Origin of the sequence: Tritonibacter multivorans (genome assembly GCF_001458415.1) — a bacterium.
Classification (GTDB): domain Bacteria; phylum Pseudomonadota; class Alphaproteobacteria; order Rhodobacterales; family Rhodobacteraceae; genus Epibacterium; species Epibacterium multivorans.
In genome coordinates this window covers 60,970-87,757 of record NZ_CYSD01000024.1, presented here as the reverse complement: position 1 = coordinate 87,757, position 26,788 = coordinate 60,970, and the positions used below count along the sequence as shown (strand labels likewise).

The window sequence follows — 26,788 nt, the reverse complement described above, 5'->3', positions numbered from 1 at the left end:
GCGGTCGCCGGGCCACTGAAGACCTGTGCCATGTTCTCAATCGCGGTCCGTTTCCAGCCGCTGATCATAGTGGGGTGGATGTCATACTTCTTGGCCAGCTCGGCCGTCGTGAGCTCCTCGCGGATGGCCTCCAAAGCAACCTTCGCCTTGAACTCTGTCGAATAGCGTTTTCGTTTGGTCATTTCTGTGCGTTCTTCCTCAGGCGCTACAGCTTAACACTTGGTCCGAAATCCCGCGACCATCTCTCCCTTCTTCATGATGATGTTCCTTGCAGGGGGCATGATCATCGCGACCCCGCTAATCGTGCGATCGATCTCAGGCAACTTCATGATGGCCGGACCGCCGAGCATTCCCGGTCCGGGTGGATTCGCAAAGGGATTGATCGGCACCAAGGGGTCACGGGCGCGGGCTCGCTTTGGGACCAGGTCAAATGCTGAGATCGCGGGGGCTGGGATACGGCAGGCAGGCGGTGCGACTGTTTCTATGGTTCAGAGGGTCGCTGAAAGGGCAAAGCGGTTGGAATAGGGATTTCGGCCCTGAGCCGACATTCAGCGCCCCACAATTAGGTCCCCGCAAGCTGACATTGGTGCAACTCGCAGCAATTCTCTCTATCGGACAATTGGGATGGACCAGCATAGCCTAATGACGCAACATCAAAGGAACTCTGGCTCAGGACCTTTCTCATAGCTATGTCCTTTCTCGAGAACGGCCTTTCGGTCAGAGACCTTCTTGTGAAATTCGACAAGGGCCTGCAGGTCAGCATCAATATCTACCTTTTCAGGTAGCTCCTGTGGCAAGTCTGCCGCCCTATCGTGCCCGGAATGATGCGAGCATCGCTTCATGCCCTCGAAAATCGCCGGATAATCATCTGCGGGATCATAGCAAGCATGCTTTAGGCTTTGGGTCATTACCTCCGGACGAAAACGCTGGATCGTACCGTTGAACAGGATTTCTTCGACGATCCGCTCCCAGGTTTCGCGCATTAGCGTATAGATGGCCGTGAGCGGATCGCGAAATTCCTGAACCGCCGGATCATAACCGTCCTTATACAATTTAGCCTTAGCTTCGTTGAGCTCGCCGATGCGTTGCTTTGCCTTCTTGGTGTGGTTCGGCTTACCCGAGTCATCAATAATCCCGAATTTGGTTCCACCTAGACTCGACATCCATTCGGTATGGCAGGGAATATCGGCACGGCGTGCCTCATTCTCCATCATGTAATGAAACACGATATTGTGCGTAAAGATGATGACCTGGCGGCCAGCCGAAGCCTCCGCCACAAGCCGCTTTGCCACAGCTTCCATTCGGGAGTGATCCAGCGAGGAAACCGGATCATCGACTATAATGCCGTGTTCGGCACCAACCTCGATCAGTTCGGCAAGGAAACATGACAACGCGAGCGCTCTCTGTTCACCCTCGCTGAGCACATCGCTGTTGTTTGCCACACGCTGATGGGCAGTCAGGCCAACTTCAATAACACTGTCAGGGCCCGCACTGCGGTCGGAGAGATCGATGGGAATATGCGAGAGTTTGAGAGTTTCCAGTTCTTCTGTGAGCTGCGTTTTCAGGCTCTTGGTCAATATGACACGGCGACGGGCCGTGAGCTGGCGCGCAATGGGACCTGACGCACACAGCTTGCGCGCCTCTTTGATCTTGAGCCGCTCCACGAGCTGCTTAAACCGGGCGACCACAATTTCGATCTCCTGACTCAGCTTCTTTGCATCTTCGAGCTCTGCCTTTTCGGATGCGAGCGTTTTCATGCGCTCTTCATCGGCATCTGCGTTTTCAAGAACATCGATCTGCGCCTGCAGGTTTTCAAGCGCTGCATCGATCTTTTGGATGAGATCGACTTGGACAGCTTCCAAAGCATCCGCCCCATCAAAAGTGCCCGCTGCGATCATCGCCTTCACCGCCTCAAGACGTGAAGCAAGAACATGGTAACCAAGCGTAATCTCATCGACAAAAGCCTGATGGTCATCGCTCAACCCGCCATAAACGCCAAGAAGCGCTTTGGTTTGATCCTGCGTGCCAAGGCGGAGAGCATTGATCGAAGCGACAAGCACCTCGTAGTCTTCTGTGGCTTTCTGACTGTCGCTGGCAGTGCGCCCAGAAATATACTCATCGAACCTCGCCATCCGTGAAGCTGCGTCATCCTCCAAAGGTTGCTGACAAAGGACGCAGGATTCGCCAGTGGCCAGCTTGGGGTCATCGCGCACAGGGAAAGCTTCACCGGCAAAGTCGCGGGCATAGATCAGCATCTTTCGCCAGGATTCCGAACCGATTTCCGGGATCGGCATCCCTTCTCCCAGACCTTGGGCTGCTGTCTTGGCCGCCTCGGCCTTTGTCGTCATATCGGTGTGGGCATCTTTGATCTTGGCAACGCCATCATCGGCAAGAAGTCCAAGGTGACCGGAAAGCGCGGTCTTTATATTCTCTAGCCCCTGCTTCGCCAATCTGTGAGACCGCAGCCGCTCCTTAGGATCATCGCGAATTTCATCGCTGACGCTCTGGAGATCGGCCTCCTTTTCATCATTCCATACGGAGAGCGCGCGCAGGCCCGCTTCATCGGGAAGATCGGCTAGCTCTGTTTCAGGGACGAGTTTTGCAAGAGCCTGCGAGACAGCGGTGCCATCCGTATAACCAGCAGGCAGTGGCGTACGGATCGCCGCATCGATCCCGTTTTCCCGCACCTCAAAATCACCGTCCAGCGCCTTTGCTGCCAGAGCGAGCTTGTTCAAAAGGTCGAGCTCGTAGGGTAGGAATTCAACCTTGCGGTCTTTGTCTACGTAAACGCGCGCCGTCGCCGTATCGAATACGGATATCCTTGCTAGTTCTGCCGGAGACGGATCGCCATGTCGCCAGGTTGCCTCTTGGCGATCGGGTTCGTCGCCTTCCATGCCGAACACAAGGTCAACTTCTGGTGGGTCGGCTGAGGCGGCCTCATAAACATTGCCTTTGAGGTCTTGAGGACTGAGAGACCTGCAAAGCTGTTTAGCTATTCGGCAGTAGCCGCTCTTACCTGATGCATTGGCACCATAAACAAGTGTGATCCCATTTTTCGCGAATTTGATCGGAGGCTGGTCGCCTGCTAGCCGGTCTACCCGACGGACAGGTCCAATCGCACCAAGAATTGTGCGTGGGGCGTCGGCTGCCGGATCAGATAGGTACTCCGCAGCTAGGGGAGTAACCGCAGCGACCTCGTCGTCGATCAGTTCTGTTGCCTTCTCAACAACCTTTCGTAGGTCCGACAAGTCTTCTTTGCTCAACTCGCCTGTTGTCGCCAGCCGCCGAAGCGCATCCTTTTGCCAATCCGGCCGTACTTTTTGATCTGACCAAGTAATAAGTTCCTCAAATGCCATTAAACTAATGTCCTTATAAATGCCGAACAGCGATGGGCCGCTGTTGGTTCGCCACAAGCTAAGTCAAGTGCCCTTTATGAGAAAACGCAGAATCATTGGAGCAGGAGAGTTATTTCGAAAGAGTCGAGAACAAGCTTACGAGATCATTGTCGGAAAACTCTGCATCAACGTGACTACTTCGCCCGCGAGAACTCGGTTGGTAGTCATCATAGTCAGGCACTTCATTTTCACTGATTTTCTCTAGTATCACCATTTTCGCAGTCTCGGCACTTCGATCAGTGTGTTGTGCAATGAACTCCAGCATCTCTAGGTGCTCATTCAGCTCACTTTCGGACGAAAGGTCAGAGATTCTTTCTGAAATCTCATCAAACTCATAGTCAATCGCGGAATTGATCGCGTCCTCGATGGGGCCGAGATCAATAGCTTCATCAAGGTACTCGTTTATGGCGTCATTCACTGCGACCAACTCGTCCATCGGGACGCCAGCTTCGATCGCCTTCACCAGAGCGACCTCAACTGACGTGAGCAGGACCGCCTTGCCCTCCACATCATCATCGACAAAGTTGGAAACCCTCCAATGAAGTTCCGGTAGGTCTCTGGAATCACGTGACGCTTCGATCCCAAGAACCTCGCTGTTCACAACTGAGATCGCGGCATCGAGAAAGCTACGGTCGTCAGATTGCTCAAACAGGTCGAACAGAAGGGATCCGCGCTCAGAGATAGAAAGGTCAACTAGTTCGCGGAACCAATAATTGTACTGTTTCGACTTTACCTTTGCGAAGTTGGGAATTTGGTCCAGTTTGTTTGCAAATTGGAAGAATGCCAGCGCCAGCGTTTTCAGTTTATCAGGATCGGTCTGGAACCTATGCTTCAAGTGAATCCATAGGTTCTGTGCCCATTCAGCTCGAACACAAAAAGTCGGCAGCAGGCCCAGAAAATCTGCATCAGATAAATGCTCTTTGAGAAAGTCGCGGACTGATGGGTTCACAAACCGGACCTGCTGATCCGATATTGCAACAAAACCAGACTCGAGTGATTTAAGAGCTTCTTCGAAGTCCTCTGGCTTTGACGGCTGTGAATAGTGTTCGCATATCTTATTGTGTATCGCGTTGTAGTTTTCCCGCAGAACCTCAATGGACTGGCCATACTGATTGCCGAAGTAGAGAGCCACAAGCAGGTTCTGGCAGCGTATACTGAGACTGCGGTATGCCTTTGCCCAGATCGGAGCAGGATTTTCTAGGGTCTTGAAAGCAAATGTCGGATAGGCGGATGCTTCCAAGCCCTCAGGACACTCTGCGGCAGCATGAGCGATTCGGCGCGGATTATAGTTTCGGTGGTCGACGATCTTCTTCAGCCAGTCACCTTGAAGCAAAGCTTCTATGTGTTCGCCACTCAAATCTGATGCGGCAAGATGGTTGAACAATATGCGCGCTTTGATTGCGCGAGTATATTGACCGACATCCAGCAGAAATTTTGAAAGCTGGAAGCGGCCCTCATCCATATGATCTGAAAGCCGTCGTGCTTCCTCAAAAATGTGTGCGCGCGTGGTAAGAATGAAACGAGAGTTTTTGGAAGCTCTAACGCGTTTCACAAATCTCGCAAGTTGCCCATCCCGTTGAACAAGTGCTTGGCGATCAAGCTCAATCTGTCCAAGGAAGTCATCAAAGAAGAAGATGGTTCGCTTTTCCTCATCAAGTTTGGCAAAGCCATCGTCGAGAGATCTTATCGCGCAAAACTGCCAATCGTCATTGAGATAGTGATATGTGAGCATTTTGGCCAACGTGGTCTTTCCCACCCCTGGCGGGCCAGACACAACGAGGACACGATGTCGTTCGAGCGTTTCAAACGCGGCGTCAAAACTTGGGTTACGAACATAGACTCGCAACTCGTCCAAGATTTCAGCTTTGGTCGCTGCTGTGTGGGCCTCAAGACCTGACTGCAGCACCTTCTCCAAAACTGCCGTACTGGTCATCCAGAGTTTCAGATGTGCCTTTTCGATGTCGGGGTGACGCTTCAGCGCGGCCTCGATGTCTTCCGCACTCCAAATGTCTTCCGAATGTTTGAGGCGATCACCTAACACATCTGCCAGTTCGTCGCTGCGTGCAGGTGTCAACGATTGAGACGTCAAGAAAATGTAACGACTTGGTTTCAGAAGATCGATCTTCGGCACTTCCTTTTTCAAAGCCGACTTCAACTGAGAAAACGTTGAATTCAGATAATGCTTGCACTGAAGAATGGTCGACTTAGGACCCTTGGAATGCCTGCCATCAATACCGCCATCAGCTCCCGCGCCAAACGCAGAAAATCGCTGACCGGTTTCAGCTTGCAGGATATCACGACACAGATCTTCAAAATCCGGAGGTGACAGATTTCCAAGCCTTTTCATGTCACAATCCCACCAACTATTCCGTTAATAAGCCTACACTGCCAGACCTGCAATTGGATGAGAAAGTCAGCATAGTCCACACGAAGGGGGGACCACTCCCGATCCACATTACGACCTCCCGCGAATGTCTGCTTAACTAACAAATCAAGTGAAACGATACCAGTGCAGCGAACGACCGCTCTCTGCCCGTCATCCCCGAGCAGCCTCTTCCATGAACCGTTCCACCCTTTCAGTTCCGGCCTGATAATCACCCAAACTGGCCTGATCACCTGACTGTGCATTTTGACTGCCGGACGCCAATTCCTCAATCTCATCGCGCCGTTTCCCACCACCTTCAAAGGCATCATCTACAGCCCCTCTTGGCACTTCCAACGCCCCGATCTTCGCCTCCAGCGCCTTGATCTGCCCTTGCAGTCCACGCATCTGGTCTCCCGCAGATGGATATGGCAGATCGCCGGTCTGCTTGTCGAAAATCTGCTTAAAGAACTGATCCTCATAGTATTTGATCCGCTTGGCGCGGACGGGCATCTGCGCGTCGACCACCAGAACGATGTCATCAAGATCCATGCGCCGCGCCTCATCCTCGGGCAGCAACGCGGTTTCTTCGGTCCGTTCAGACATGCTGCGCCCGGCGAAAGGGTTGCGACCGACCGAGCGCGAACGGGTCACAACGCGCTTGGTTGTTTTACCTACGGCTTTGCTGAGCTCTTCGATGGTCTTTTCATCTGATGGAGTCAGATAGAGCTTGATGCCCGCGTTGCCCTGCAGGGCACGCCGGGCATTTTCACCGTAGATCTCGTCCAAAGCCGGGATCGTCTGTGTGACGATCGCGAGGTTGGCGCGGTAGGACCGCAGGGTTTCGATGCTGTCGAGAACGATCGGCATTTTTCCGAGGCGGTTAAACTCATCGAGCATGATCATCACCGGCCAAGGTTCGTCCTTGCCGGGTTCGTGGTCCTGCAGCGATGCCAGCAAGTCCGAGAAGAACAAGCGGATCAACGGCGCGAGGGGTTTCACCATAAGCGGTTCGACCACGAGATAAACCGAAAACGGCGATTTTCGGATGTCGCGGAAATCGAAGTCTGACGTTGCGGTCGCACGGTCGATGGCGGGGTTTGACCACTGCTTCAGGCCGGACGTCATCAAGAGCGACAGATAAGAGGTGAGCGTGTCGTTGTTGGTCGAGGCCATGCGCATGAAGATCAGCTTGGCAGCTGGATTAACGACTTCGTCGGCGCGGCGGCGATACTCTTTCTGTTTGTCACCGCCTGATGCTGTGATGCGGTAGATCTCACCCAAGGTAGGCCGCTTTCGCTCGAACGCCAAAAGCCCTGCCGCCACAAACAGATCGATACCGCCATCGAGGAGCCCTTGGACGCGGTCGCTATCTGCTTGCAGGAACAGCGAAGCCAGAAGTTGCAGCTCCATCTGCTGGCGGTCGACGTTTTCCAGCGCCGATATGCGCAGCAAGGGATTGTACCGGTGCGAGCGGCCATCTTTCCAATCTGTTGGCGCGAACCGGAACACCTTGTCACCTTGCGCTACCCTGTGGCGCGCTGTTGCCTCGAAATTTTCGCCTTTTACGTCGAGCACCACCGCACTGCCCTGATAGGTCAGAAGGTTCGGGATGACGAACCCCGTCGTTTTGCCGCGTCCGGTCGGGGCGACGATCAGGGCATGGGGGAACACCTTAGACATAACGAAGGGTTTGCGACTTTTGGGCTTGCCCATTTTGCCGAGGACGAAGCCGTGGCCGGGCTTTCCGAAAAAGCCGTTCCGCTTCATCTCGGACATATGCTGCCAGTGGGTTTCACCGAACTTGGTCAGTGCTTCGTTCATCAGCACAGCGCTGAGCAAGACACCGGCACCGGTACTGATCCCGACGATCAAGTGAACGATCTGCATATCGCCCGGATGGGTCGATCGAAGAACTCCATAACTGCGCGCCAGCATCAAGAAATCGATATCCGCCCCGACCCCGAACCAGCGGAATGTCAGAAAGGCCGACGCCAGAACATACCCCAGCATCGCGCCGAGAAGAGCAAAGCTCATGACGCCAAGTGCGATCCGCGCCTTACCCATGCGTCACGCCCTTTTCGCCGTCGGCATCGACATGCCGCTCGCGTTGGAGATCTATTTCCTCATTGGCGATCTCGTCGAGGACATGCTCCATCGCCACGCTGTTCGCCAAAGCGGCATCGCTCTGCAGATAGGCCTTGGCCGCATAGAGACGGTCCAGACGGTCTTCGATATGTTCCTCCAGCGTGGTCTCATCGCCAATCGCCAAGTCCGGTGTGTTTTCTTCACCGACCAGTTCCTCCAGCTCGGAGCGCAAGGTCTCGCGTTCCAGATCGCTACGGAATGGATCTGCGGTCGGATCATCTCTCAAACGGCTCAGGATGTCAGAGGTGGTCGGCGGCAACCGGTCGATTATGGCTTCTTGCCGGTCAGACTCCACCGAACCACTGTCCTTGAGAACCTCAGCATCGGCCAAGACACGGCCCAGCTCACTGTGCACCTCGTCGAGACGGTCGATCGCCTTCTCCAGCTGATCGGCGCGTGACAGGTCAAAGCCTTCCTTCTCGGCAATCGCCTTCAAATCCTGGCCAAGCCATTGCCGCTCCAGTGCGGCATTGCCCGCGCCTATTTCGACGCGACGCGCAACATCCTGCGCGTCAATGCCTGTGCCTTTCAAAGCCTGCTGAAGACGTTCAGAAAGAGCTGGATCCTGCAATGCAACTTGGGCGTCGGCCTGAATGTTCGCGGCCGAATAGATCCCACTCTTGGACGCATCCTCAAGCAAGGTATGGGACTGCGTTCCCATTGGGCTGAGATGCGACAAAGAGCGATAGATGTCGTTCAGCTCATGCTCCAGCGCGGCACGCCGCTCCACCGGGGCGTCCGCCACAATGCGTTCGGCTTGGTTGATCTTGTCGTGAAAGGCATCCACGACCTCATCAAACGAATGCTGTTCTTCGGCCATGCCATATACCTTTCCATCTGCTTCAATCGGTTTGCCCTGCGCCAATAACGTCGCGGCCTTCTCCAAGGCTGCTGCAATGTCATGCTGGTTCTCGCGCGAGGCCTCGGCGGCCAGGCCGCGATAAAGCCGCGCGTTCTGCGCCACGTCAGCCAAGGCACGGTCAAGCTCCGGCCCCACGCGCTCACGTTCGGTCAGCTTCTGGCCCTTGGCTTCCGCGCGACGCTGGTCTGCATCGCTTGGCCTCTTCGTCGTGATCCCACGTTCGAGCTTTCGGGTCGCCTCAAGCCGCAACCCATAGCGGTCCGACACCTCAACCATTGCCTCGCGAAAACTGTCGTAGTTGAAATGGTGCCCTTCTTTCAGAAAAAAGAATTCACCGTCCTTGCTGCGCCGGTTCAGGACGATATGAGCGTGTGGATGGTCCCGGTCCTCATGCACGGCGGCGATGTAGTCAAATTGGCTGCCTTCACCTTGAAAGAAACGCTCGCAGATCTCGCGCGTGATCTCGGCGACATCCTCGCCGCGCGTGCCAATCGGGAAGGCCATCAAGAGGTGCGAGGTATGTCCCAGTTTGGGATGGAACCCCTCATTCCACCGTGCGGAAAACCGGCGCGTAACCTGCTCGATCTCCTTGCCTGATAGCACGCTTTGGCCGTCATAGGTGCCACGGCTATCGATGATAAAGCTCGACTTGGTGGTCAGGTATTCCAGCTGGTTGCGCAGCTGCGTTTTGTTGTGTGTGCCGCCGTCGCGAATGGCTTTGAAGATCGCGGGTGAATGGCCCATGGCCGCGCGCGCCATCTGCTTTGCACGGGCGCGTGGAACGCTGCCGCGAATGCGGCTCCAGTCACGATCGAAGAAGGCCTGCTGCGCGGCGGCAACGGCGCTATTCCGGGCCATCGGCAAAGCCTCCCAGAACGCGGGCAACCTCGCCAGACAGCGCGCTTCGGCGGCGCTGCGCCATGTCTTGGACCTGGTCCGCGATGTCGAAGATCAGCCCGGCCAAAGCGCGCACCTGACCATGGGCAGAATTGCCATAAGGCGGCGTCTTGCCCTGGCGCTTTGCCTCGTTCAGGCGCTGCGCGATCTGGTTGATGTTGTTGCCGGTGCGATTGAGCGAGGCCGAGAGCCCCTGCATCTGATTGGCCAGTTCATCGTCGGGAACAAAGAGATCGTTTGAGGCATGGATCAGCCGCCTCAGCCCCTCGGCGCGGTTGGTGATATCATGCCGCGTCAGCACCGCATCAAAGCTCGCAAGCTCCTTTGGCGTGAGCCGGACATTCACCAGTTCAGAGCGCACGCGCGCATCAAGCTTGCGGCTTTGATCGGCCTTCAATGTGTAGAAGATGCTGCGGGTCGTTACCCCGAATTCACGGGCCAGATCCTCGATCGGCACCCCTTCGGCACGCTTGCGCACGATGGCAAAACGTTGATTTTGCGTCAGTCGCTTGTGCCGTGGTGCGCGCGGTCGGCCCATGTGAAGTAATCACCCCTATTTCTTGCCAGCATCATACAGGCAGCCCCGTTATGGCATTTCGCCATAGTTGATTCAATATTATAATATTGCATCAACTGCCTGTATTCCGTTTGGAGCAGCCATAAGCTGCGACCGCCGGGCAAAGCCCGGCCCCATGCGCAAGGCATGGCACCACTAATCGTGGTTCCACGCCTCAGCATCGCCAAGCAATTGCAGCGCTATTGCGCGGGCCGCGCCCTCAGCGCTGGCATAGGTTTGATGATCGGGCAGCTCGTGCAGATCAAAGGGCTGTTGCGGGTCGTCCGGAGTCTCAACTCGAACATAGATCGCCCAGCCGTCGATCAGTGCCGGATCATCACAATACTCCTGACCGCCGTCGGGCAGATTGCAGAACCCATGTAGGTGTACACTGGCGCGACCCTCTCGGGTCGCCTGCCTGATGTCAGAATACTTCATGGCAATCCTCGGCTTTTTCCTCGATGAAAACTTCGTCAGGCTCGCCGTTCAGGCGGGTGCTATCCCGACTGGTCAAGCCGATAGCCGACCCGTTCCGCGTGAATGTGATGAGGTATTGCCCGAGGTCATCACGCGTCACCACATACCCGCTGTTGACCCAATGAACGCGGTTGCCCGCCTCCACTGCTGCCTTTATGCCTGCCAAGGTCATCGCAACGCCTCCTCAAGGATTGCGAGAGCCCCAAGACAATCGTCGATATAGGGCTGCTCCTCACCCTCCAGATCGTTCAGCTCCAGCCGGTTCAACACCGCGTAAAGCGTGGCGCGGGCCTCACGGGCGGCGCTTCGCAAGCTGACGGTATCTTCCAGACGCGCTGTCGCAAAATCATCACTGTGATAGTCAGGGATCATTGGATTTCTCCCGCCTTGTGCTTCCAACGCGGAGCGATGTCTTTGAACGGCACCGTGAAGGGTGGCAGCGCGTCAAAGCCGTTCGAGCTTTTGACCACCTTCACCTTGGCGCAATCCTCCTCGACGCTGAGGATCTCGACACAGAACACGCCCCCCAAACCGGACGGGACGACGATCTCCTTAAGCTCGTGCCGATGCTTCCCGCAATAAACGCAGGTGTTATAAAGCCCGTCGATGGTGTGACCGCCGGTCGTGCGATCACAGTCGCAGGTCCAGAATTGCGGGGGCTGATATTTATGAGCCATTTGTGGCCTCCTCTTGGGTGCTGCGGTTGGGGCTTGGCTCCCCTTCCGCCGATGGGCTGCACACCGGCCAATCTGATCTGACCGAATACGCATGTATTCGGCGGAACAGAGTGGGTGGGGGCACAGCCCGACCCACGCCCCTGGAGCGGCCAGTCAATGGGTCAAAGCCAGCAACTGGTGCGGCCCGCAGCGCGCCTTCGCGCGAGGACACGGGTTGCAGGCTTTGACGACGCGCACGCGCGGCGCTTGCCCATTGACGGGACGTGACAGGGATGTTGGGCGGACCAATCAAATTGAAAGAAGCCTGAAGGAGGTGAGCGGGCTGAAAGCCGGTCGATCCTCCGCACAGTCCGTTTCTCAAAGCGGCCCGTGCGCAGCAGCACGGGCCACAATTTCTCATCTCGTTCAAGATAACCGCGCCCCGCCATGCGAGGCGGGGCGCGGGTGCTCAAAGCTCAACGCCAGGTTTCAAGTTTCCGTCCGTATCCAGCCACGAACGGGCCTCGGCGCAATCCAAGCAAATGCACGAACAACTGCCTTTCACGATGACCGGCGCGAGAAAGATCACCGGATTTGACGCGCCGCATTTGCGGCACGTCATCAGGGGCAGGATTGCGGTGCGGCTCATGCTGCGGCCGCTTTCGATTGACCTGCGGCTGCTAGGACAAAATCGGCTGCCTTCTGGGCCTCGGACGCCGCGCGAAAAATTGCCCGCTTGTCCTCCTTGATCGCTTTCAACCACCCTTCAACATAAGCGGCGCTTTGGTCAAACTCCGGTGCAACGCCAATCTGAGCACCAAGGAAACAAGCGCCGATTTCCGCCACCAGCTCTTCAAAGGCATAGGCCTCACGGTTCGCAAATTTCTTGATCCGCTCAAGCCGCTTTTCGCTACCGGTCCAGTGGATTGATTCATGGGCAAGGGTCGCGAAATACCCTTTCGCACTAAGGAAGGTCGCCACGGGCGGCATATGGATGTGATCCTTGGCCGGGCTGTAATAGGCTCGCGGCTCATCGGTGGTCACGATCTCCGCACCCGTGCGAGCAAAAAACGCCTCAAGCTCAGGATCTTCGGCCGTGCCAAGATCACGCGGGGCCTCGGGCCGGATGTAGTAGTCCTCCGGCAAACCTTCGATCTGATCGGCGTTGAAAACGCGGTAAGCGCGCGCGTAGGGCAGTTCTTCCTCAATGCCCTGCTCGTTCTCTCGGGTGAACGTCCCGTATTTGACCACGGTCGACGACGTTTCACCTTTGCGGACTTGGCCACCCAGCTCCTGAGCCTGTTTGTAGGTCATCCAGCGGCTGGACACATAACCGTGCTTGGCCGCCATAACCCAGAGCATCAGGATATTAATCCCGCGATACTCCTCGCCGTTGTGTCGGGTCGGCAGGGCAATACCGGACGCGCTCCCTGTCCACGGCTTGCGCCATGGCGGCGTGCCTGCCTCGATCTCTGCAATAATGGTGTCGGTGACGTGAGCATATACATCAAACTTTGGTGCCATTTGTGGCCTCCTCGATCAAATTGACGCGGGTGAGGCTTCGCGCCCCCTTCCGCCGATGGGCTGCGCCTCGGCCACCTGATCTGACCGAATACGCATGTATTCGGCGGGACAGAGTGGGAGAGGGCAAAGCCCGACCCACGGCCCTGAACGGGGCTGTCAATCGGCCACATTTGCGAAGAAAATGTCTGCGCCAAAATCAGACGCCAATTTGCCGCGCGAGGAATGGCTCGCCTGCGAGACAGGGGAAATTGGTGGCTTATTTTGAGGATGGCCCAAGGTTGACCGCCACGGTCAGGGATGTTGGGCGGACCAAAAAAAAGAATGATGTCTGGATCGGGGTGAGCGGGCCATCGGCCCGTTGAGCCTCGGTTCAGTCTGCCAGGAAACGTTGCCCGCGCGCTAAAGCGCGGGTTCTACTGAAACCATGCGATACTTCCTAGGTCGCGCGCGACACAAGACCGAAGCAATCCATCAACCCGCTGACAGAATTACAAGATATTGCAGACAGTCCGCTGAGTATATGGTTCTTAAATCTAGACCCATCCTCTGGGTTTCACTAGACTTAAGCTATGACAAGCGAATCGAACAGTCTTTCACGATGGCAGCAGGATCGCCGTGCATTCATTGAGCACAGGGTCTTTTGGCGGGGACGTGTCGGCCTTGCGGATCTGATGGACGTGATGGGCCTCAGTCGGGCTCAAGCTTCGAAAGACCTCAATAGCTACATCAATGATCATCCCGAACACATCATCTACGATAAAACGGCCAAGACCTACGTTCTGGGCCCGAAGTTCGAAGAACACTATACTGCGCTTGAGCCGTCAGCGTATCTTGATGATTTACTATCGATCTCACGAGGCGGTTCAGTCCCCGCTGCAGACTGGATTGTCTACCAACCGGATATTCTGGCAACCACTGTGCCAGGGCGCGGACTAAGCGCGCCAACACTTCGCAACGTCTTATTAGCCTGTGAACAGCGCAAAGAGCTGCAAATAAGCTATCAGTCGATGTCGTCCCCCGATCCAGAAGATCGCGTTATCATTCCTCATGCCCTCGCACATGACGGATTTCGTTGGCATGCGAGAGCGCTATGCTCAAAAGACCAGGTCTTCAAAGACTTTGTTCTCGGGCGCATACTGAAGAGCGCATTGGGGGAACAATCAGATGTCGACGCCGGTACGGATGAGGACTGGCACCAAACAATAACACTCAAAATCGCACCGCACCCCGGCCTTCCTGAAAACCAACGCAGGATTGTCGAGCTAGACTATGCAATGAATGACGGGGCGGCAGAACTTTCAGTGCGAAAGTGCCTATTGTTCTACAATCTAAAGCGGCTAGGCCTCGATGTTGATCCAAGTATCCGCACCCCACAGGATCAGCATATAGTTTTGATCAATGACGGAGAAGTCCGCGCTGCTCTCGAGAGGGGGCGGCGATGAGTGCTTTGGCGAAACAAGACTACAAGATGTCATTTAGCACCGGCGGGCTCTTCCTCAACGAAAGCCTGGAAGTCGCGCGCTTGCATAAAGACGATGAAGCTTGGGAAGACACAATTCTCAGAGCCATGGAGGAAGGCACAACCAGCCTACCGAAATCAGCATCGAACCGTCGATCGCTGCGCGAAATTTCTAACCGCTTGCTGACTCTCACGAATGAGGAACGCGCTTACCTTGTGGAAGAGGCGGACCGCTCCGAACAGCAGGCGCTGTTGTGGATCGCCACATGCCGCGCATATCGGTTCGTTCGTGAATTTGCGGTGGAAGTGGTGAGAGAGCGATACCTATCTTACCAACTCGATTTACCGCTCGAAAGCTTTGACATTCTTTTTGAGGCAAAAGCTGAATGGGATGAAGGTCTGGCCGGATTAAGTCGGTCGACCCGCCTGAAACTTCGTCAAATCATGTTTCGCATGATGCGTGAAGCCGGGATCATTTCAGAAGATGATCGCATTCAAACCGCGATTATTTCCACACGTTTGAAACACATGATTGAAGACCACAACCCCGGCGAGCTGGCCTTTTTCCCCAGCGTTCCGGTTGAGGGAGCTTAATTTGAAACGAGAACTAAACCGGAAAGAGCGGGCCGAGCACCTCTACCGCGTGATCACCAGTGAACGCTTCCTGACCAAACAAGGCCTAGGGAATGAAGTGCCATTTTTCATCTATCCCTTTCCTGCCGAGGAGGGGCTCACCATGGTTGAGGATCGTGAAGATCTTGTGACCCGAATTCAGCACTCCGGCACTCGAGTATTGGACCTGAACCTCTACGATCTCGCGCTCGACATACTTTCAGAGCGCGGGATCTTAGAGCAGGTTCTCGAAATTGAGGCCGACAGTAGCAAGGGTGAGATCAAGGAACTACTACAAGGCGTCTTGGACCCACAAGCTCACCTGATCCCGCATATTGGCCAGGCGATCCAAGCGACCCCACATGACGTCATTTTCTTGTCTGGCGTCGGTGAGGTATACCCTTACATCCGCTCTCACAACGTGCTGAACAACCTACAAAGCACTGCGAAAGAAGCACCAACCGTTCTCTTCTTCCCAGGAAGCTACACCCATGCTTTGGCGACTGGCGCGTCATTGGATCTCTTTGGTCAGCTTCATGACGACAAGTATTACCGCGCCTTCAACATTCTGAATTACGAGGTCTAAGCCCATGGCCCAGCTGCTAAAAGACATTTTTGAGAAACCCGTTGATCGCGCCATTGACGGCGTCATCAAGGCAGACGACGAGGCAAGCCTTCGCGTCGAACTCGACGAGTACGTCATCACAGGGGAGATCGGCCAACGGCTGGAACAGTTCCTCGAGGCCTACAACAATTATGACACTTCAAATGGCGTCTGGATCTCTGGCTTCTTTGGCTCTGGTAAGTCGCACTTGCTGAAGATGCTGGCTCTACTGCTTGAAAATCGTGAAGTCGACGGCAAAACCGCTCACGAGATCTTCGCTGAAAAGCTCAAAGGCGAGCCAATGCTGGCAGGAGCACTCAACAAGGCCGTTTCCATCCCGTCGAAATCGATCTTGTTCAACATCGACCAGAAGGCAGATGTAATCTCGAAATCGGATGTAGATGCGCTTCTATCTGTCTTCCAAAAGGTCTTTGACGAAGCCTGCGGGTTCTATGGCAAACAGCCTCATATCGCGCAATTCGAACGCGACTTGCAGGGGCGTGGGCAATTCGAGGCATTCCAAGAAGCTTTTCGAAGCGCTGCTGGGAAAGACTGGGAACGCGGTCGAGAACAGGCGCTACTCGAAGCCAAGAATATTGCGACAGCGTTTGCAGAAGCAACCGGTGGTGATCCTTCAGATGCAAAAGACATCCTGAGCCAATACCGGAAGGACACACGAGTCTCGATTGAGGACTTCGCTGGCACAGTCAAAGCTTGGATCGATGACCAGCCCAAGGGCTTCCGGCTCAACTTCTTCGTTGACGAAGTCGGCCAGTATATTGCGGACAATGTTAAGCTCATGACCAACCTGCAAACCATCGCAGAGAGCCTTAACACCAAATGCAAAGGGCAGGCTTGGATCATAGTAACTGCGCAGCAAGATATGGCGTCGGTTATCGGCGACATGACGCAACAGCAAGAGAATGACTTCTCTAAAATCCAGGCCCGCTTCAGCAACCGCATGCCGCTGAACTCGGCCGACGTCGCCGAAGTGATCCAGCGCCGCCTCCTCGCCAAAACGTCGGAAGGGCAAGTAACGCTTGGCAACCTTCATGACCGCGAAGAAAACAATCTCAAGACCCTGTTCGATTTTACTGACGGCTCGATGAAGCTCAAAAACTACCGGGATCGCGAGCACTTCATCTCAAGCTATCCTTTCCCCCCCTATCAGTATGACCTCTTCCAAATGGCGATCACGTCTTTGTCGGAGCACAACGCATTTGAAGGCAAACACAGCTCGGTCGGTGAGCGGTCGATGTTGGGCGTTTTCCAAGAGGTCTCGAAGAAGCTGAAAGACAAAGAAGTCGGAGGGCTGGCCACTTTCGATCTCATGTTCGAAGGGATCCGCACCGCACTGAAATCTTCGGTTCAACAGAGTATTCAGATTGCCGAAAAAAACCTGGACGATCCTTTTGCCGTTCGGGTTTTGAAATCCTTGTTCCTCGTCAAATACGTCAAAGGCTTCAAACCGTCGGTTCGAAACATCGGAATTCTGCTACTATCAGAGTTTGAGGCGGACCAGACAAGCCAACGCCGCAGGATCGAGGATGCATTGAGCCGTCTGGAACGGGAAACCTATATCCAGCGGAACGGTGAGGTCTATGAGTTCCTCACCAATGAGGAAAAGGATGTCGAAGCGGAAATCAAAGCCCTCGACATAGACCCTTCTGAGCTCTCGAAGGAACTCGAAACCCTCGCATTCGATACCATTCTGCGTCATCGCAAGATCAAGCATCTCGCAACGAATAGCGAATATGCCTTCACTCGAAGGCTGGATGATCACGCGGTTGGACGCGAGTACGAACTGGCAATCAATCTCGTTTCGCCCCTCAGCGACGAGGTTGAAAGCCCCGATGGCATTCGAATGAAAACCATGTCTCGGGAAGAGCTAGCGGTTGCCATGAAACCAGATGCCAACTTCGTCCGCGACCTGATCCTGTTTAAGCAAACGGACAAGTTCATCCGTCAGTCCCGGAGCGGTTCTCCGCAGCCGGGTCGCGACCGTATCGTCGCAGAAAAAGGAGAACAAAACGGCCGCCGCGCAAAAGACCTTGAAATGCGGCTTCGCAAGTTGATGGGAAGCGCCCGACTTTTCGTCAGGGGTGACGAATTGGAGATCGGTGGCGAGGATGCTCAAGAGCGCATCAGCAAGGCATTCCAGTCCCTGGTCGACAAAGTCTACACCAATCTCCCGATGCTGCGCGGCGTCAGCTATACCGAGGCCGATATAAACAAAGCGGTACAGTCGGAAAGCGGACTCTTCGGTTCTGACGGCACAGGTATCAACGAAGCCGAACAAGACGTCCTCAGCTTCATCAATGCGCAGGCACGCAACGGGGTGAAGGTCTCCGTCAAATATCTGGCTGATCGGTTCACGTCCAAACCCTACGGCTGGCCAGCAACCGCAGTCCTTTGCCTTGCAGGCAGCTTGGTCGCCAAAGGAAAAATCGAAGCGCGCGTCGACAGCGCCATCAAGGAAGGGTTGGATCTTGCCAAGGCGTTGAACAACAGTCACGCGCTTCCGAACATATTATTGACCCCTCAGACAGAATTCTCCGCTGCAGAAATTCGTCGAGCGAAGGAACTTTATCAGGAGCTCTTTGCGCACCCCTCATCGGGAACAGATGCGCGTGGTTTGGGTGCGGAATGGGCTACAAGCATTGATACGCTCGAAGCCGAGGTAGACGGGCTTGTTCGCCAGTCACACCGCTACCCTTTCCTAACCGCGCTCGAACCGTTCCATGAACTGCTGCGGGGCATGAAGGGCAAACCAGCGAACTGGTATATTTCCGACGCGCCCAAGCGCGAGGATGACATTCTGAACGCGAAGGAGGATATCCTGGACAAGGTGAAGTCCTTCATGGGGGGTGCACAAAAAGGTATCTACGATGATGCCCGCGATATGCTCGCCAGCCAATCTGCCAACATCGACTACGTCGATCCTGATGCCGGGGCGAAGCTACGCTCCGCATTGGAGGATCCGGGCTGCTTTAAGGGGGCATCGATCCAGAACCTCAAATCCGACCTGTTTGATCTGAAAAACAAAGTCGAACTCAAGGTTCTTGAGGAACGCAAAGCCGTCATCGCAGAGGTCGAAGACGTCTCTGCCAAAATCGCACAAATGCCGGACTTCCAGGCGCTCGACACGGACAAACAAGCTCGCATCACCACGCGCATCGAGAGCCACAAGGCAGGTCTCGACACGGTTACGCTGATCCCCGTGCTGCGCGACCGTGCCAATGGCGCGCGCACCAACTTGCTGTCGGACGTCGTCACCGAACTCGACCGCCTCGCGCGCCCGGCTCCTGCACCCGAGCCACAGCCCGGCATGTCGGACCGGCCAGCGCCTGCACCGCAGCCCCCCACAACGGTCCTCGCCTCGCAGCTGAAGGTCACAGCCCCCAAAACGCTGCTGACCGATGAGGCCGACGTCGACCAGTACCTTGAAGAAATGAAAAAGACCCTGCTGGCCGAAATCCGCGCGGGCAAGAAAGTGATCGTCTAATGATAGCCAATCTTGAATTCGAGAACTTCACCGCGTTCGAAAAACTGGATCTTTCTCTTTCCCCTCGCCTCAACGTTATTATCGGGTCAAACGGGACAGGGAAGACGCTTCTATTAAAGGCTATCTATGGCTTAGGTCTACTCGCCGGTGGTAGATTTCCTGATCGCTCAGACGAAGGTTTCGCGGCCTCAGCATCAGGAAAATTCCTGAGCATTTTTTCATCTGAGGACGAAAAAGTGGGAACCCTCTCTTCCAAAGGGGCTCAAGCGCAAACCCGGCTACGACTGGTGAACAGCGATGGTTCCGCAGTTGAAGTAACTTTCGGTGCGAGGTCTCAATACTTAGATTTTGCCTCAGACACCGTGAAACCCAATGCTGCCGACACGCCTGTCTACATCCCGACCAAAGAGGTGCTTTCCTTGGTTCGTGGCATTCGCCACCCGAAACATGACCGCGCTACTGTCGAGATGATCTTCGATGATGGCTATGTGAACCTTGCTGAACTTCTTGTGCAGCCCGGCTTCGACGAAAAATCTGATCTCCTCGAAGATCCGAGGCTATCGAATGTAATTCGCGATCTGGTTACTCTGGTAGGGGGACGCTATCGCGCAAAAATTGACGGCGGCTTCGATTTTCAGCCCGGGCGGTATGAAGAAAAAGCCAAGTCGACGACGGACGGCGGCGAGGGAAGATCCAACGCTCAAATCGCGAAGGCATATCAAGACTCGACTCAGACCAGATTTGTTTCGAGTGGCGTTCAGGCTTTCCCAACTGGAATGACTGCTGAAGGATACCGCAAGATCGGTGTGCTTCACCGCTTGCTATGTAACGGATCGATCAGCCCTGGCAAAACGGGGGCCCTGCTATGGGATGAGCCTGAGTCGAACCTGAATCCGAAACTGATGAAGAAGCTGGTTCAGGTCCTATTGGAGCTTTCACGCAACGGACAACAAATCATTCTTGCTACCCACGACTACGTGCTTCTGAAGTGGCTAGATCTTCTTACGGATGAAGGGAAGGAAGACCATATTCGTTTCCACGCAATTTATCAGGATCCTAACACGCAGAAAATGAGCGTCGAAAGCGCAGACAGCTATGCGCTTATTTCAAAGACAGCTATCTCGGACACCTTTGCAGAACTCTTCGACGAAGACATGGCCCGTGCGCTCGGAGCGTCGAGCACATGAAGCTGTACAGAGCCGAGAAAAATGCTGATCTCGAGTTTTCGTTTCCAGATGAAGCGATATGGGATGAACTTGATAAACAGGGAGTGAAGCTTCCTGTTCAAATGAAATTTGTCGACCTCGTTATCGAAAGAGAGAACGACATTTTGCTTGTTGAAATTAAGGATCCTTCGAACAAGAGAACTCCACCTGATGAGAGAGCGAAATATTTCAAAAGGCTTTCAGACAATTCGATTCTAACTCAAGAACTGACACCGAAAGCGCGCAGTTCATATACGTTTTTGCATTTGATGGAGCGCGACACCAAACCGCTCAAATACGTCGTTCTCATCGGTCTCGATGCCTACGATCCGGTTCAACAGAAGGCATTGCTTACGGGCTTCAAAGATCGCCTTCTAGCCGATATTCGATGCGAGACAGACACCCCCTGGCGACGGCAACACATAGCTGATTGTGTGGTGGTGTCCGTTGATATCTGGAACAAAACATTCGCCGATTGGCCCGTAGCACGGATTGCCGAAGCGACTAATATTGCGGAGGCCATCGACTGATGGATACCACAAAGCTCAGAAAGTTCGCCCAATTTGCGCGGAGCACGTTGATTGATCAAGTCGCCGCAAGGATGGACGCCGTCTTGAGCGAGGGCTCAAGGGCTCAGCGAGAACACCCGAAAGCGTTCAAGAAACTTGAGGCATTGGTCGCCAAACATGGACCAGAGCACGTCGTCGAAAAGGTGGCCTATGTCTGGTTCAACAGGTTCACCGCTTTGCGGTACATGGATGTGAACGGTCTCTCTCCTGTTCGCATTGTGTCTCCGTCCGTTGGTCAATTTCAACCTGAGATACTTTCGGATGCAAAATCAGGGAGTATTAACGAGCAAATTGTTTCCGAAATCACCCGGCAAAAGGTCCTTAGCTTGTTGGACGGGCGTATCGATAGTCCGGACCCTCAAGGAGAGGCGTACAGATTGCTTGTGGTCGCGGCATGCAACTACTGGCATGAGGCATTGCCGTTCATGTTCGAACGCATCGACGACTATACTGAGCTACTAATGCCTTCGGACCTCCAGTCCAACGCTTCGATCCTCGCCTACCTCCGTGAGGCGATGACGCCTGACGTGTGTGAAGACGTCGAGATCATCGGCTGGCTCTACCAGTTCTACATCTCGGAGAAGAAGGACCAGGTCTTCGCGGGCCTCAAGAAGAACCAGAAGATCACTGCCGAGAACATCCCCGCCGCGACGCAGCTCTTCACCCCGCACTGGATCGTCCGCTACCTGGTCGAAAACTCGCTGGGGCGGCTCTGGCTGCTGAATAATCCGCAAAGCCGTCTGGCCGAGCGGATGGATTACTACATTGCGCCGGAAGAGCCCGAGACGGACTTCCTGAAAATCACCAAGCCCGAAGAGATCCGCATCTGCGATCCGGCGGCGGGCTCGGGGCACATGCTGACCTATGCCTTTGACCTGCTCTACGCCATCTACGAGGAAGAGGGCTATGACGCGACAGAGATCCCCGCGCTGATCCTGACGAACAACCTGACGGGGGTGGAGATCGACGACCGCGCGGGGGCGCTGGCGGCCTTTGCGCTGGCGATGAAGGCGGCGGCCAAGCTGGGGCGGCGGCGGTTTTTGCGGATGGAGGCAAAGCCCGACATCTGCGTGTTGCAGAACGTGGCCTTTACCGAGGCCGAGATGCAGGATGTGGCCGCCGTGGTGGGCAAGGATCTGTTCACCGATGAGCTGCGCGAGACGCTGGGACAGTTCGAGCAGGCGAAGAACTTCGGCTCCCTGATCGTACCGAAACTGCGCGATCCGGCAGAGACGCTGCGGGTGGTCGAGGCGCGGGATTTTGCGGGCGACCTGCTGCTGAAGGAGGTTCAGGACCGTGTCATCGCCGTGCTGCGCATGGCCGAGGCGCTGTCGCCGAAGTATCATGTAGTGGTGGCCAACCCGCCGTATATGGGCGGGAAAGGGATGAACCCAAAACTGGGTGCATTCGCAAAAGAGAGCTACCCCGATAGCAAATCTGATCTGTTGACTATGTTTATGGAACGATCTGCCTCCCTCGCACGAGCTTCTGGAATGATCGCCATGATCAATCTCCCATCCTGGATGTTTTTGAGTTCATATGAAAAGTTGCGGGAACTCCTGCTGTCATCCCAGCATATCTACTCATTGCTCCAGTTAGGTCGCGGACTGTTTGGCGCAGATTTCGGCACCGTCGCGTTTGTTTTGCGAAACTCGAAAAGCGCTGAAGGAGAAACCGGTATCTATAGACGCTTGTTTGAAAAGCATGTCGACGTCCGAAAGTCGGAAACAATCCAAAATCTATTCCTGGAAAAAGATTACGGACGGTTCGTCTGTGATAGTAGCGTGTTTGAGCAGATACCTGGCCACCCCATTGCGTTTTGGATTAGCTCTCGCGCACTTGAAAACTTCAAGCAGCCTAAGTTTCAAGACCAATACACAGCCAAGAAAGGGATGGCTATCGGAGACAACGCCCGTTTCTTGCGACAATGGTTCGAGGTTTCAGAGAACAAGCAGAACAGAGACGCGCACGATGCAAGTGAAACAATGCAACACAAGTGGTATCCTTGTCTCCACGGCGGGTCCTTCCGGAAATGGGGGAGTAACAAGGAGAGCGTAGTCAATTGGCTCGAAAATGGGTCAGAAGCTAAGAACGCAATTTCCCAAAAGACTGGAGACCATTGGTCACGTTACATCATTAGCACTGATTTTTTCTTTCGACCGGGCCTCAACTGGACGGCTATCTCGTCATCATCTTTTTCAGCACGATACCATCCGCACGGCTTTGCGTTTTCATCGGCCTCAATGGCTGCTTTTGATGAGGACGAAAACACAACGCACGGACTCGCGCTGATAAATTCCAGAGTAGGAGCGTACTATTTCAATCTTTTGAGTCCCACACTCAACTACGGAATTTCGGAGGTCAAAAAAACTCCGCTCGTTGAGGGTAGCGCCAGCACCAAGATAGAGTCAAACACTCGCGAGCTCGTTCATCTTTCGGAATCCGACTGGGACGCCTACGAAACCTCCTGGGATTTCACCACGCTTCCGCTGCTCCAAAACGATCACCGCGAAGGTACGCTGGAGGCCACCTACACCACCCTTCGCACCCATTGGCAGGGCATGACGGACGAGATGCAGCGGCTGGAGGAAGAGAACAACCGCATCTTCATCGACGCCTATGGTCTGCAAGACGAACTGACCCCCGAGGTGCCGCTGAACGAGATCACCCTAACCTGTAACCCCGCCTATCGCTATGGCATCAAGAACGACACGGCGGCCAACGAGTCCCGCCTGCGCGCGGACACCATGGCCGAGTTCCTCTCCTACGCCGTGGGCTGCATGTTCGGCCGCTACAGCCTCGACGCGCGGGGCCTGATCCTCGCCAATCAGGGCGAAACGCTGGCCGACTACCTCGCCCGCGTACCCGCGCCGAGTTTCATGCCGGACGAAGACAACGTCATCCCCGTGCTGGACGAGAACTGGTTCCCCGACGACATCACCGAACGCTTCCGCCTGTTCCTGCGCGTGACCTTCGGCGAAGCGCATTTTCGCGAGAACCTGCGCTATATCGAGGACGCGCTCGGCAAAGAAATCCGCAAGTATTTCACCAAGGATTTCTACGCCGATCACGTGAAGCGCTACAAAAAGCGCCCGATCTACTGGATGTTCTCCAGCCCCAAGGGCACGTTCAACGCCCTGATCTACATGCACCGGTATCAAAGCGACACGGTCTCGGTGCTGCTGAATGACTACCTGCGCGAGTTCATCACCAAGCTGGAGGGTGAACGCGTGAATGAACAAAAAAGGTCTGATGATCCGACTGAGACCAAAGCTAACCAAACAAAGGCACTGAAAAAAGTCAGCGTATTGTCCAAGCAGATCAACGAACTGAATGAATGGGAACGCGAGGTGATCTTCCCACTCGCGCAGCGGAAAATTGAGATCGATCTGGATGACGGGGTGAAGGCGAACTATCCGCTGTTCGGGTCTGCCCTGAAGAAGATCGCGGGGCTGTCATGACGGACCGGATCAAGGCAGGCCTTGAGCGGCTGTTCATCGATCACCGGATCGTCTTCTGGTACGACGCCGCGCGCGACATGCGGGCCGAATATGACGCTGTGGATCTACCGGATGTGGAAAAGGTCGAGATCGCGAATAACGAGTTCGGCCTGAAGTACCGGATGCTGCGGCAAGAACCGAAACAGAAGTTTCTGGTGTTCCACGACGGCCCCGCGCCCGAGATGGCCGACAACTGGCTACTGGATCTCTATTTCGCCTGCGGTGTCTTCAAGGCCGACCAAGCGGCGATCTGGCTGTCTGAACTGGGCCTGCCGCTGCAGTTCGAGGACGTGGTGCGCGACCATATGGAGTTCTACCGCGCCAAGGGCCGCATCGAGGCGCTGAAGCAGATGCTCACGCCGTCGGACACGAAGACCGATGTGCTGCGCCGCATGTTGGCCGTCTGCGCCGGGGCCGAGGGAGCCTTGGACACGGTGATCGAGGAGCTGCTGGCCGAGCTCGCGGACGAGCGCGACGACGCCATGCGCCTGATGGAGCGGTCCGGTCTGACAGAGTTCTTCTGGAAGCAGGTTGAGAATGCCTATGGCTATGTCAGCGATGCGCCAGATTTCGAGGACTTCGCGATCACCCTGTTCCAGTCCTGCTATGCCCGCGCCTTGGGCGAAGATGGCAAGCTGAACGGCGAAGCGCTTCTTGTCTTCCGCCGCTGGAAGAACAACCGGCTGGGGGCGAAGGCGTTTGAAACGCTGAGTGGGAAGTACCAGGACATCCTACGGATCCCTGAAGACGTGCAAGAGCGCGACATCAAGGCCCTGCGTGCCATTGATCACTTCGAAGAGATCGACCGGCAGATCATCCGCTCTCTGGTGCGTGAGATGGCAAGCCAAACGGTCTCATCAGCCGAGGTGCTGAAGACCGTGCGAGAGCGGCGGCAAAGCCATTGGTACCCTACCTATGAGGATATTTATCAAGCCATCGGCTATGCCACAGAATTCCAGCAGGCGTTGGCTGAAGCGAACCTGACCATGACCTCCCCCGCAGAGGGGGTGAAGCGCTATGTTTCGCACTGGTACAAGATCGACCAGCTCTACCGCAAATTCATCTATCATATGCAAAAGAGTGGTCAGGCCTCGCTGCTTAGCGCGCTGTTCGAAAGCGTAGAGAACCGCTACACGACCAACTTCCTGTCTGCCGTCAATGACGCCTGGCAAGATCAGATCGCTGGACTGAGCGATTGGAAGATATCGGGATTTGCGCATCAGACCGATTTCTATATGGACCAAGCCGCCGAATTCCGCCGCCGCGATCAGAAGGTGGTGGTGATCATCTCAGACGCATTGCGCTATGAGGTTGCGGAAGAAGCCCTGCGCCAGATCCGTAAACTGAACCGGTTCGACGCCGATCTAAAGCCGATGATTTCTGCTTTGCCCAGCTACACGCAACTCGGCATGGCTGCGCTCTTACCGAACAAGGATCTGGAGCTGTCGGAGGACGGAAACGTATCTTCGTTTGGCTTGCCTACTCAGGGAACCGCAAACCGCGAAAAGGTGCTGGGCATGGGGCGTGCCGGAGACCGTGTCAAAGCCATGAAGGCCGATGATTTCATGAGCTTGAAGGCGGACGACGGAAAAGAGGTTTTCCGCGATCATGACATTCTCTACCTCTATCACAACAGGATCGACATCGTTGGCGACAAGCTCGCCACCGAGGAACGCGTGACAGAGGCTGCAGAAGTCGCTGTCGAAGATCTGACCAAACTAGTCCGCAAGCTCACAACCGCCAACTTTTCCAACATTCTTGTGACGGCCGATCACGGCTTCATCTATCAGCACCGCGCGTTGGACGAGACAGATTTTTCGGTAGCGGTTCCTGCTGGTGCGGAAATCCTTGTAAAAAATCGTCGATTTATCATTGGGCGAGACCTTGATGCGACATCTGGAATGAAGAAGTTCTCACCCGCAAATCTGGGTCTATCAGGTAACTTGGATGTTCTACTGCCCAATTCGATCAATCGTATGCGCGTCAAGGGGGCGGGAAGCCGGTTTGTGCATGGCGGGGCCACGCTTCAAGAGGTCATTGTTCCCGTACTCCGCGTTGGTAAACGACGCGAAGCCGATGTCGAAAAAGTTGAAGTGCAGATCATCGTAACTGGAAAAAGCCTGATATCTTCCGGCCAAACGGCGGTCACTCTCTATCAAACGCAGCCGGTTTCAGAGAAACAGCAACAACGTGATGTTCTTGCTGGGATTTACGCTTCGGACGGCACGCTCATTTCAGATGAGCACCCGCTGACCTTTGACTACACCTCGCAAAATGCGCGCGAACGGGAGCTGCCCATCAAGTTCCTGCTTTCTCGCGATGCTGATCGGTTCAACAACCAGGACGTCTTCCTCAAGCTTCGCGAACGGATCGGCAAAACGAGCCACTTCGAAGATTACACAAGCCACCGTTTCCAACTGCGTCGTGGCATATCGACAGATTTCGACTTTTAAGGAC

19 protein-coding genes are annotated in these 26,788 nt (G+C 55.0%); 8 read left to right on the top strand and 11 right to left on the bottom strand.

Annotated features, from left to right (window positions below; translation table 11 throughout):
- From TRM7557_RS08545 to TRM7557_RS08495, 11 genes are all read right to left on the bottom strand, one after another.
- A partial coding sequence (locus TRM7557_RS08545) for a transposase (RefSeq protein ID WP_165592434.1) occupies positions 1 to 182 on the bottom strand: 182 nt, incomplete at its 3' end.
- A 471-nt stretch (positions 183 to 653) separates the two neighbouring features.
- Entirely contained in the window at positions 654 to 3,356 is a 2,703-nt protein-coding gene (locus tag TRM7557_RS08540) for an AAA family ATPase (RefSeq protein ID WP_082626564.1), read from the bottom strand.
- A 109-nt stretch (positions 3,357 to 3,465) separates the two neighbouring features.
- Entirely contained in the window at positions 3,466 to 5,742 is a 2,277-nt protein-coding gene (locus TRM7557_RS08535) for an nSTAND3 domain-containing NTPase (RefSeq protein WP_074941960.1), read from the bottom strand.
- A gap of 189 nt (positions 5,743 to 5,931) precedes the next feature.
- Positions 5,932 to 7,824: a type IV secretory system conjugative DNA transfer family protein gene (locus TRM7557_RS08530; protein WP_058289805.1), complete on the bottom strand. Its 1,893-nt coding sequence runs from the start codon at positions 7,822 to 7,824 to the stop codon at positions 5,932 to 5,934.
- A complete protein-coding gene (locus TRM7557_RS08525; RefSeq protein WP_058289804.1) occupies positions 7,817 to 9,625 on the bottom strand; it encodes a relaxase/mobilization nuclease domain-containing protein in 1,809 nt (602 codons plus the stop codon). Before TRM7557_RS08525 ends, TRM7557_RS08530 begins: the two co-directional genes overlap by 8 nt.
- On the bottom strand, positions 9,612 to 10,142 hold the full coding sequence (locus TRM7557_RS08520; RefSeq protein ID WP_235811434.1) for a hypothetical protein: 531 nt from the start codon (positions 10,140 to 10,142) through the stop codon (positions 9,612 to 9,614). The genes TRM7557_RS08525 and TRM7557_RS08520 overlap by 14 nt, the downstream gene beginning before the upstream one ends.
- A 234-nt stretch (positions 10,143 to 10,376) precedes the next feature.
- A complete protein-coding gene (locus TRM7557_RS19850) occupies positions 10,377 to 10,658 on the bottom strand; it encodes a hypothetical protein (RefSeq protein WP_074941962.1) in 282 nt (93 codons plus the stop codon).
- Complete coding sequence (locus TRM7557_RS08510; RefSeq protein WP_058289801.1) at positions 10,645 to 10,869, bottom strand: hypothetical protein; 225 nt, start codon at positions 10,867 to 10,869, stop codon at positions 10,645 to 10,647. The genes TRM7557_RS19850 and TRM7557_RS08510 overlap by 14 nt, the downstream gene beginning before the upstream one ends.
- Positions 10,866 to 11,069: a hypothetical protein gene (locus tag TRM7557_RS08505; protein ID WP_054463963.1), complete on the bottom strand. Its 204-nt coding sequence runs from the start codon at positions 11,067 to 11,069 to the stop codon at positions 10,866 to 10,868. The genes TRM7557_RS08510 and TRM7557_RS08505 overlap by 4 nt, the downstream gene beginning before the upstream one ends.
- Entirely contained in the window at positions 11,066 to 11,374 is a 309-nt protein-coding gene (locus TRM7557_RS08500; protein ID WP_058289800.1) for a hypothetical protein, read from the bottom strand. The genes TRM7557_RS08505 and TRM7557_RS08500 overlap by 4 nt, the downstream gene beginning before the upstream one ends.
- A 624-nt stretch (positions 11,375 to 11,998) precedes the next feature.
- Positions 11,999 to 12,877, bottom strand: coding sequence for an ArdC family protein (locus tag TRM7557_RS08495; protein WP_058289799.1), 879 nt, complete (start codon positions 12,875 to 12,877; stop codon positions 11,999 to 12,001).
- Positions 12,878 to 13,446: 569 nt separating this feature from the next.
- On the opposite strand from TRM7557_RS08495, the gene TRM7557_RS08490 reads away from it, so the two are divergent.
- Genes TRM7557_RS08490 through pglZ form a run of 8 tightly spaced genes read left to right on the top strand, consistent with a single transcriptional unit; the run spans position 13,447 to position 26,784 of the window.
- Complete coding sequence (locus TRM7557_RS08490; protein ID WP_074941965.1) at positions 13,447 to 14,319, top strand: WYL domain-containing protein; 873 nt, start codon at positions 13,447 to 13,449, stop codon at positions 14,317 to 14,319.
- Positions 14,316 to 14,930, top strand: coding sequence for a DUF1819 family protein (locus TRM7557_RS08485; protein ID WP_058289797.1), 615 nt, complete (start codon positions 14,316 to 14,318; stop codon positions 14,928 to 14,930). The genes TRM7557_RS08490 and TRM7557_RS08485 overlap by 4 nt, the downstream gene beginning before the upstream one ends.
- A gap of 1 nt (position 14,931) precedes the next feature.
- A complete protein-coding gene (locus TRM7557_RS08480) occupies positions 14,932 to 15,534 on the top strand; it encodes a DUF1788 domain-containing protein (RefSeq protein ID WP_058289796.1) in 603 nt (200 codons plus the stop codon).
- A 4-nt stretch (positions 15,535 to 15,538) separates the two neighbouring features.
- The gene (gene brxC, locus TRM7557_RS08475) at positions 15,539 to 19,057 is read left to right on the top strand and encodes a BREX system P-loop protein BrxC (RefSeq protein ID WP_058289795.1); all 3,519 of its coding nucleotides are present in this window, start codon (positions 15,539 to 15,541) and stop codon (positions 19,055 to 19,057) included.
- Positions 19,057 to 20,244 carry an AAA family ATPase gene (locus TRM7557_RS08470; protein ID WP_058289794.1) on the top strand — a complete coding sequence of 396 codons (1,188 nt, stop codon included), beginning with the start codon at positions 19,057 to 19,059 and terminating at the stop codon, positions 20,242 to 20,244. Before brxC ends, TRM7557_RS08470 begins: the two co-directional genes overlap by 1 nt.
- Positions 20,241 to 20,792 (top strand): hypothetical protein, encoded by a 552-nt coding sequence (locus TRM7557_RS08465; protein ID WP_058289793.1) that lies wholly within the window; start codon positions 20,241 to 20,243, stop codon positions 20,790 to 20,792. Before TRM7557_RS08470 ends, TRM7557_RS08465 begins: the two co-directional genes overlap by 4 nt.
- Positions 20,792 to 24,292 (top strand): BREX-1 system adenine-specific DNA-methyltransferase PglX, encoded by a 3,501-nt coding sequence (pglX, locus tag TRM7557_RS08460; protein ID WP_058289792.1) that lies wholly within the window; start codon positions 20,792 to 20,794, stop codon positions 24,290 to 24,292. Before TRM7557_RS08465 ends, pglX begins: the two co-directional genes overlap by 1 nt.
- The gene (gene pglZ / locus TRM7557_RS08455; protein ID WP_058289791.1) at positions 24,289 to 26,784 is read left to right on the top strand and encodes a BREX-1 system phosphatase PglZ type A; all 2,496 of its coding nucleotides are present in this window, start codon (positions 24,289 to 24,291) and stop codon (positions 26,782 to 26,784) included. The genes pglX and pglZ overlap by 4 nt, the downstream gene beginning before the upstream one ends.
- Positions 26,785 to 26,788: the final 4 nt, after the last annotated feature.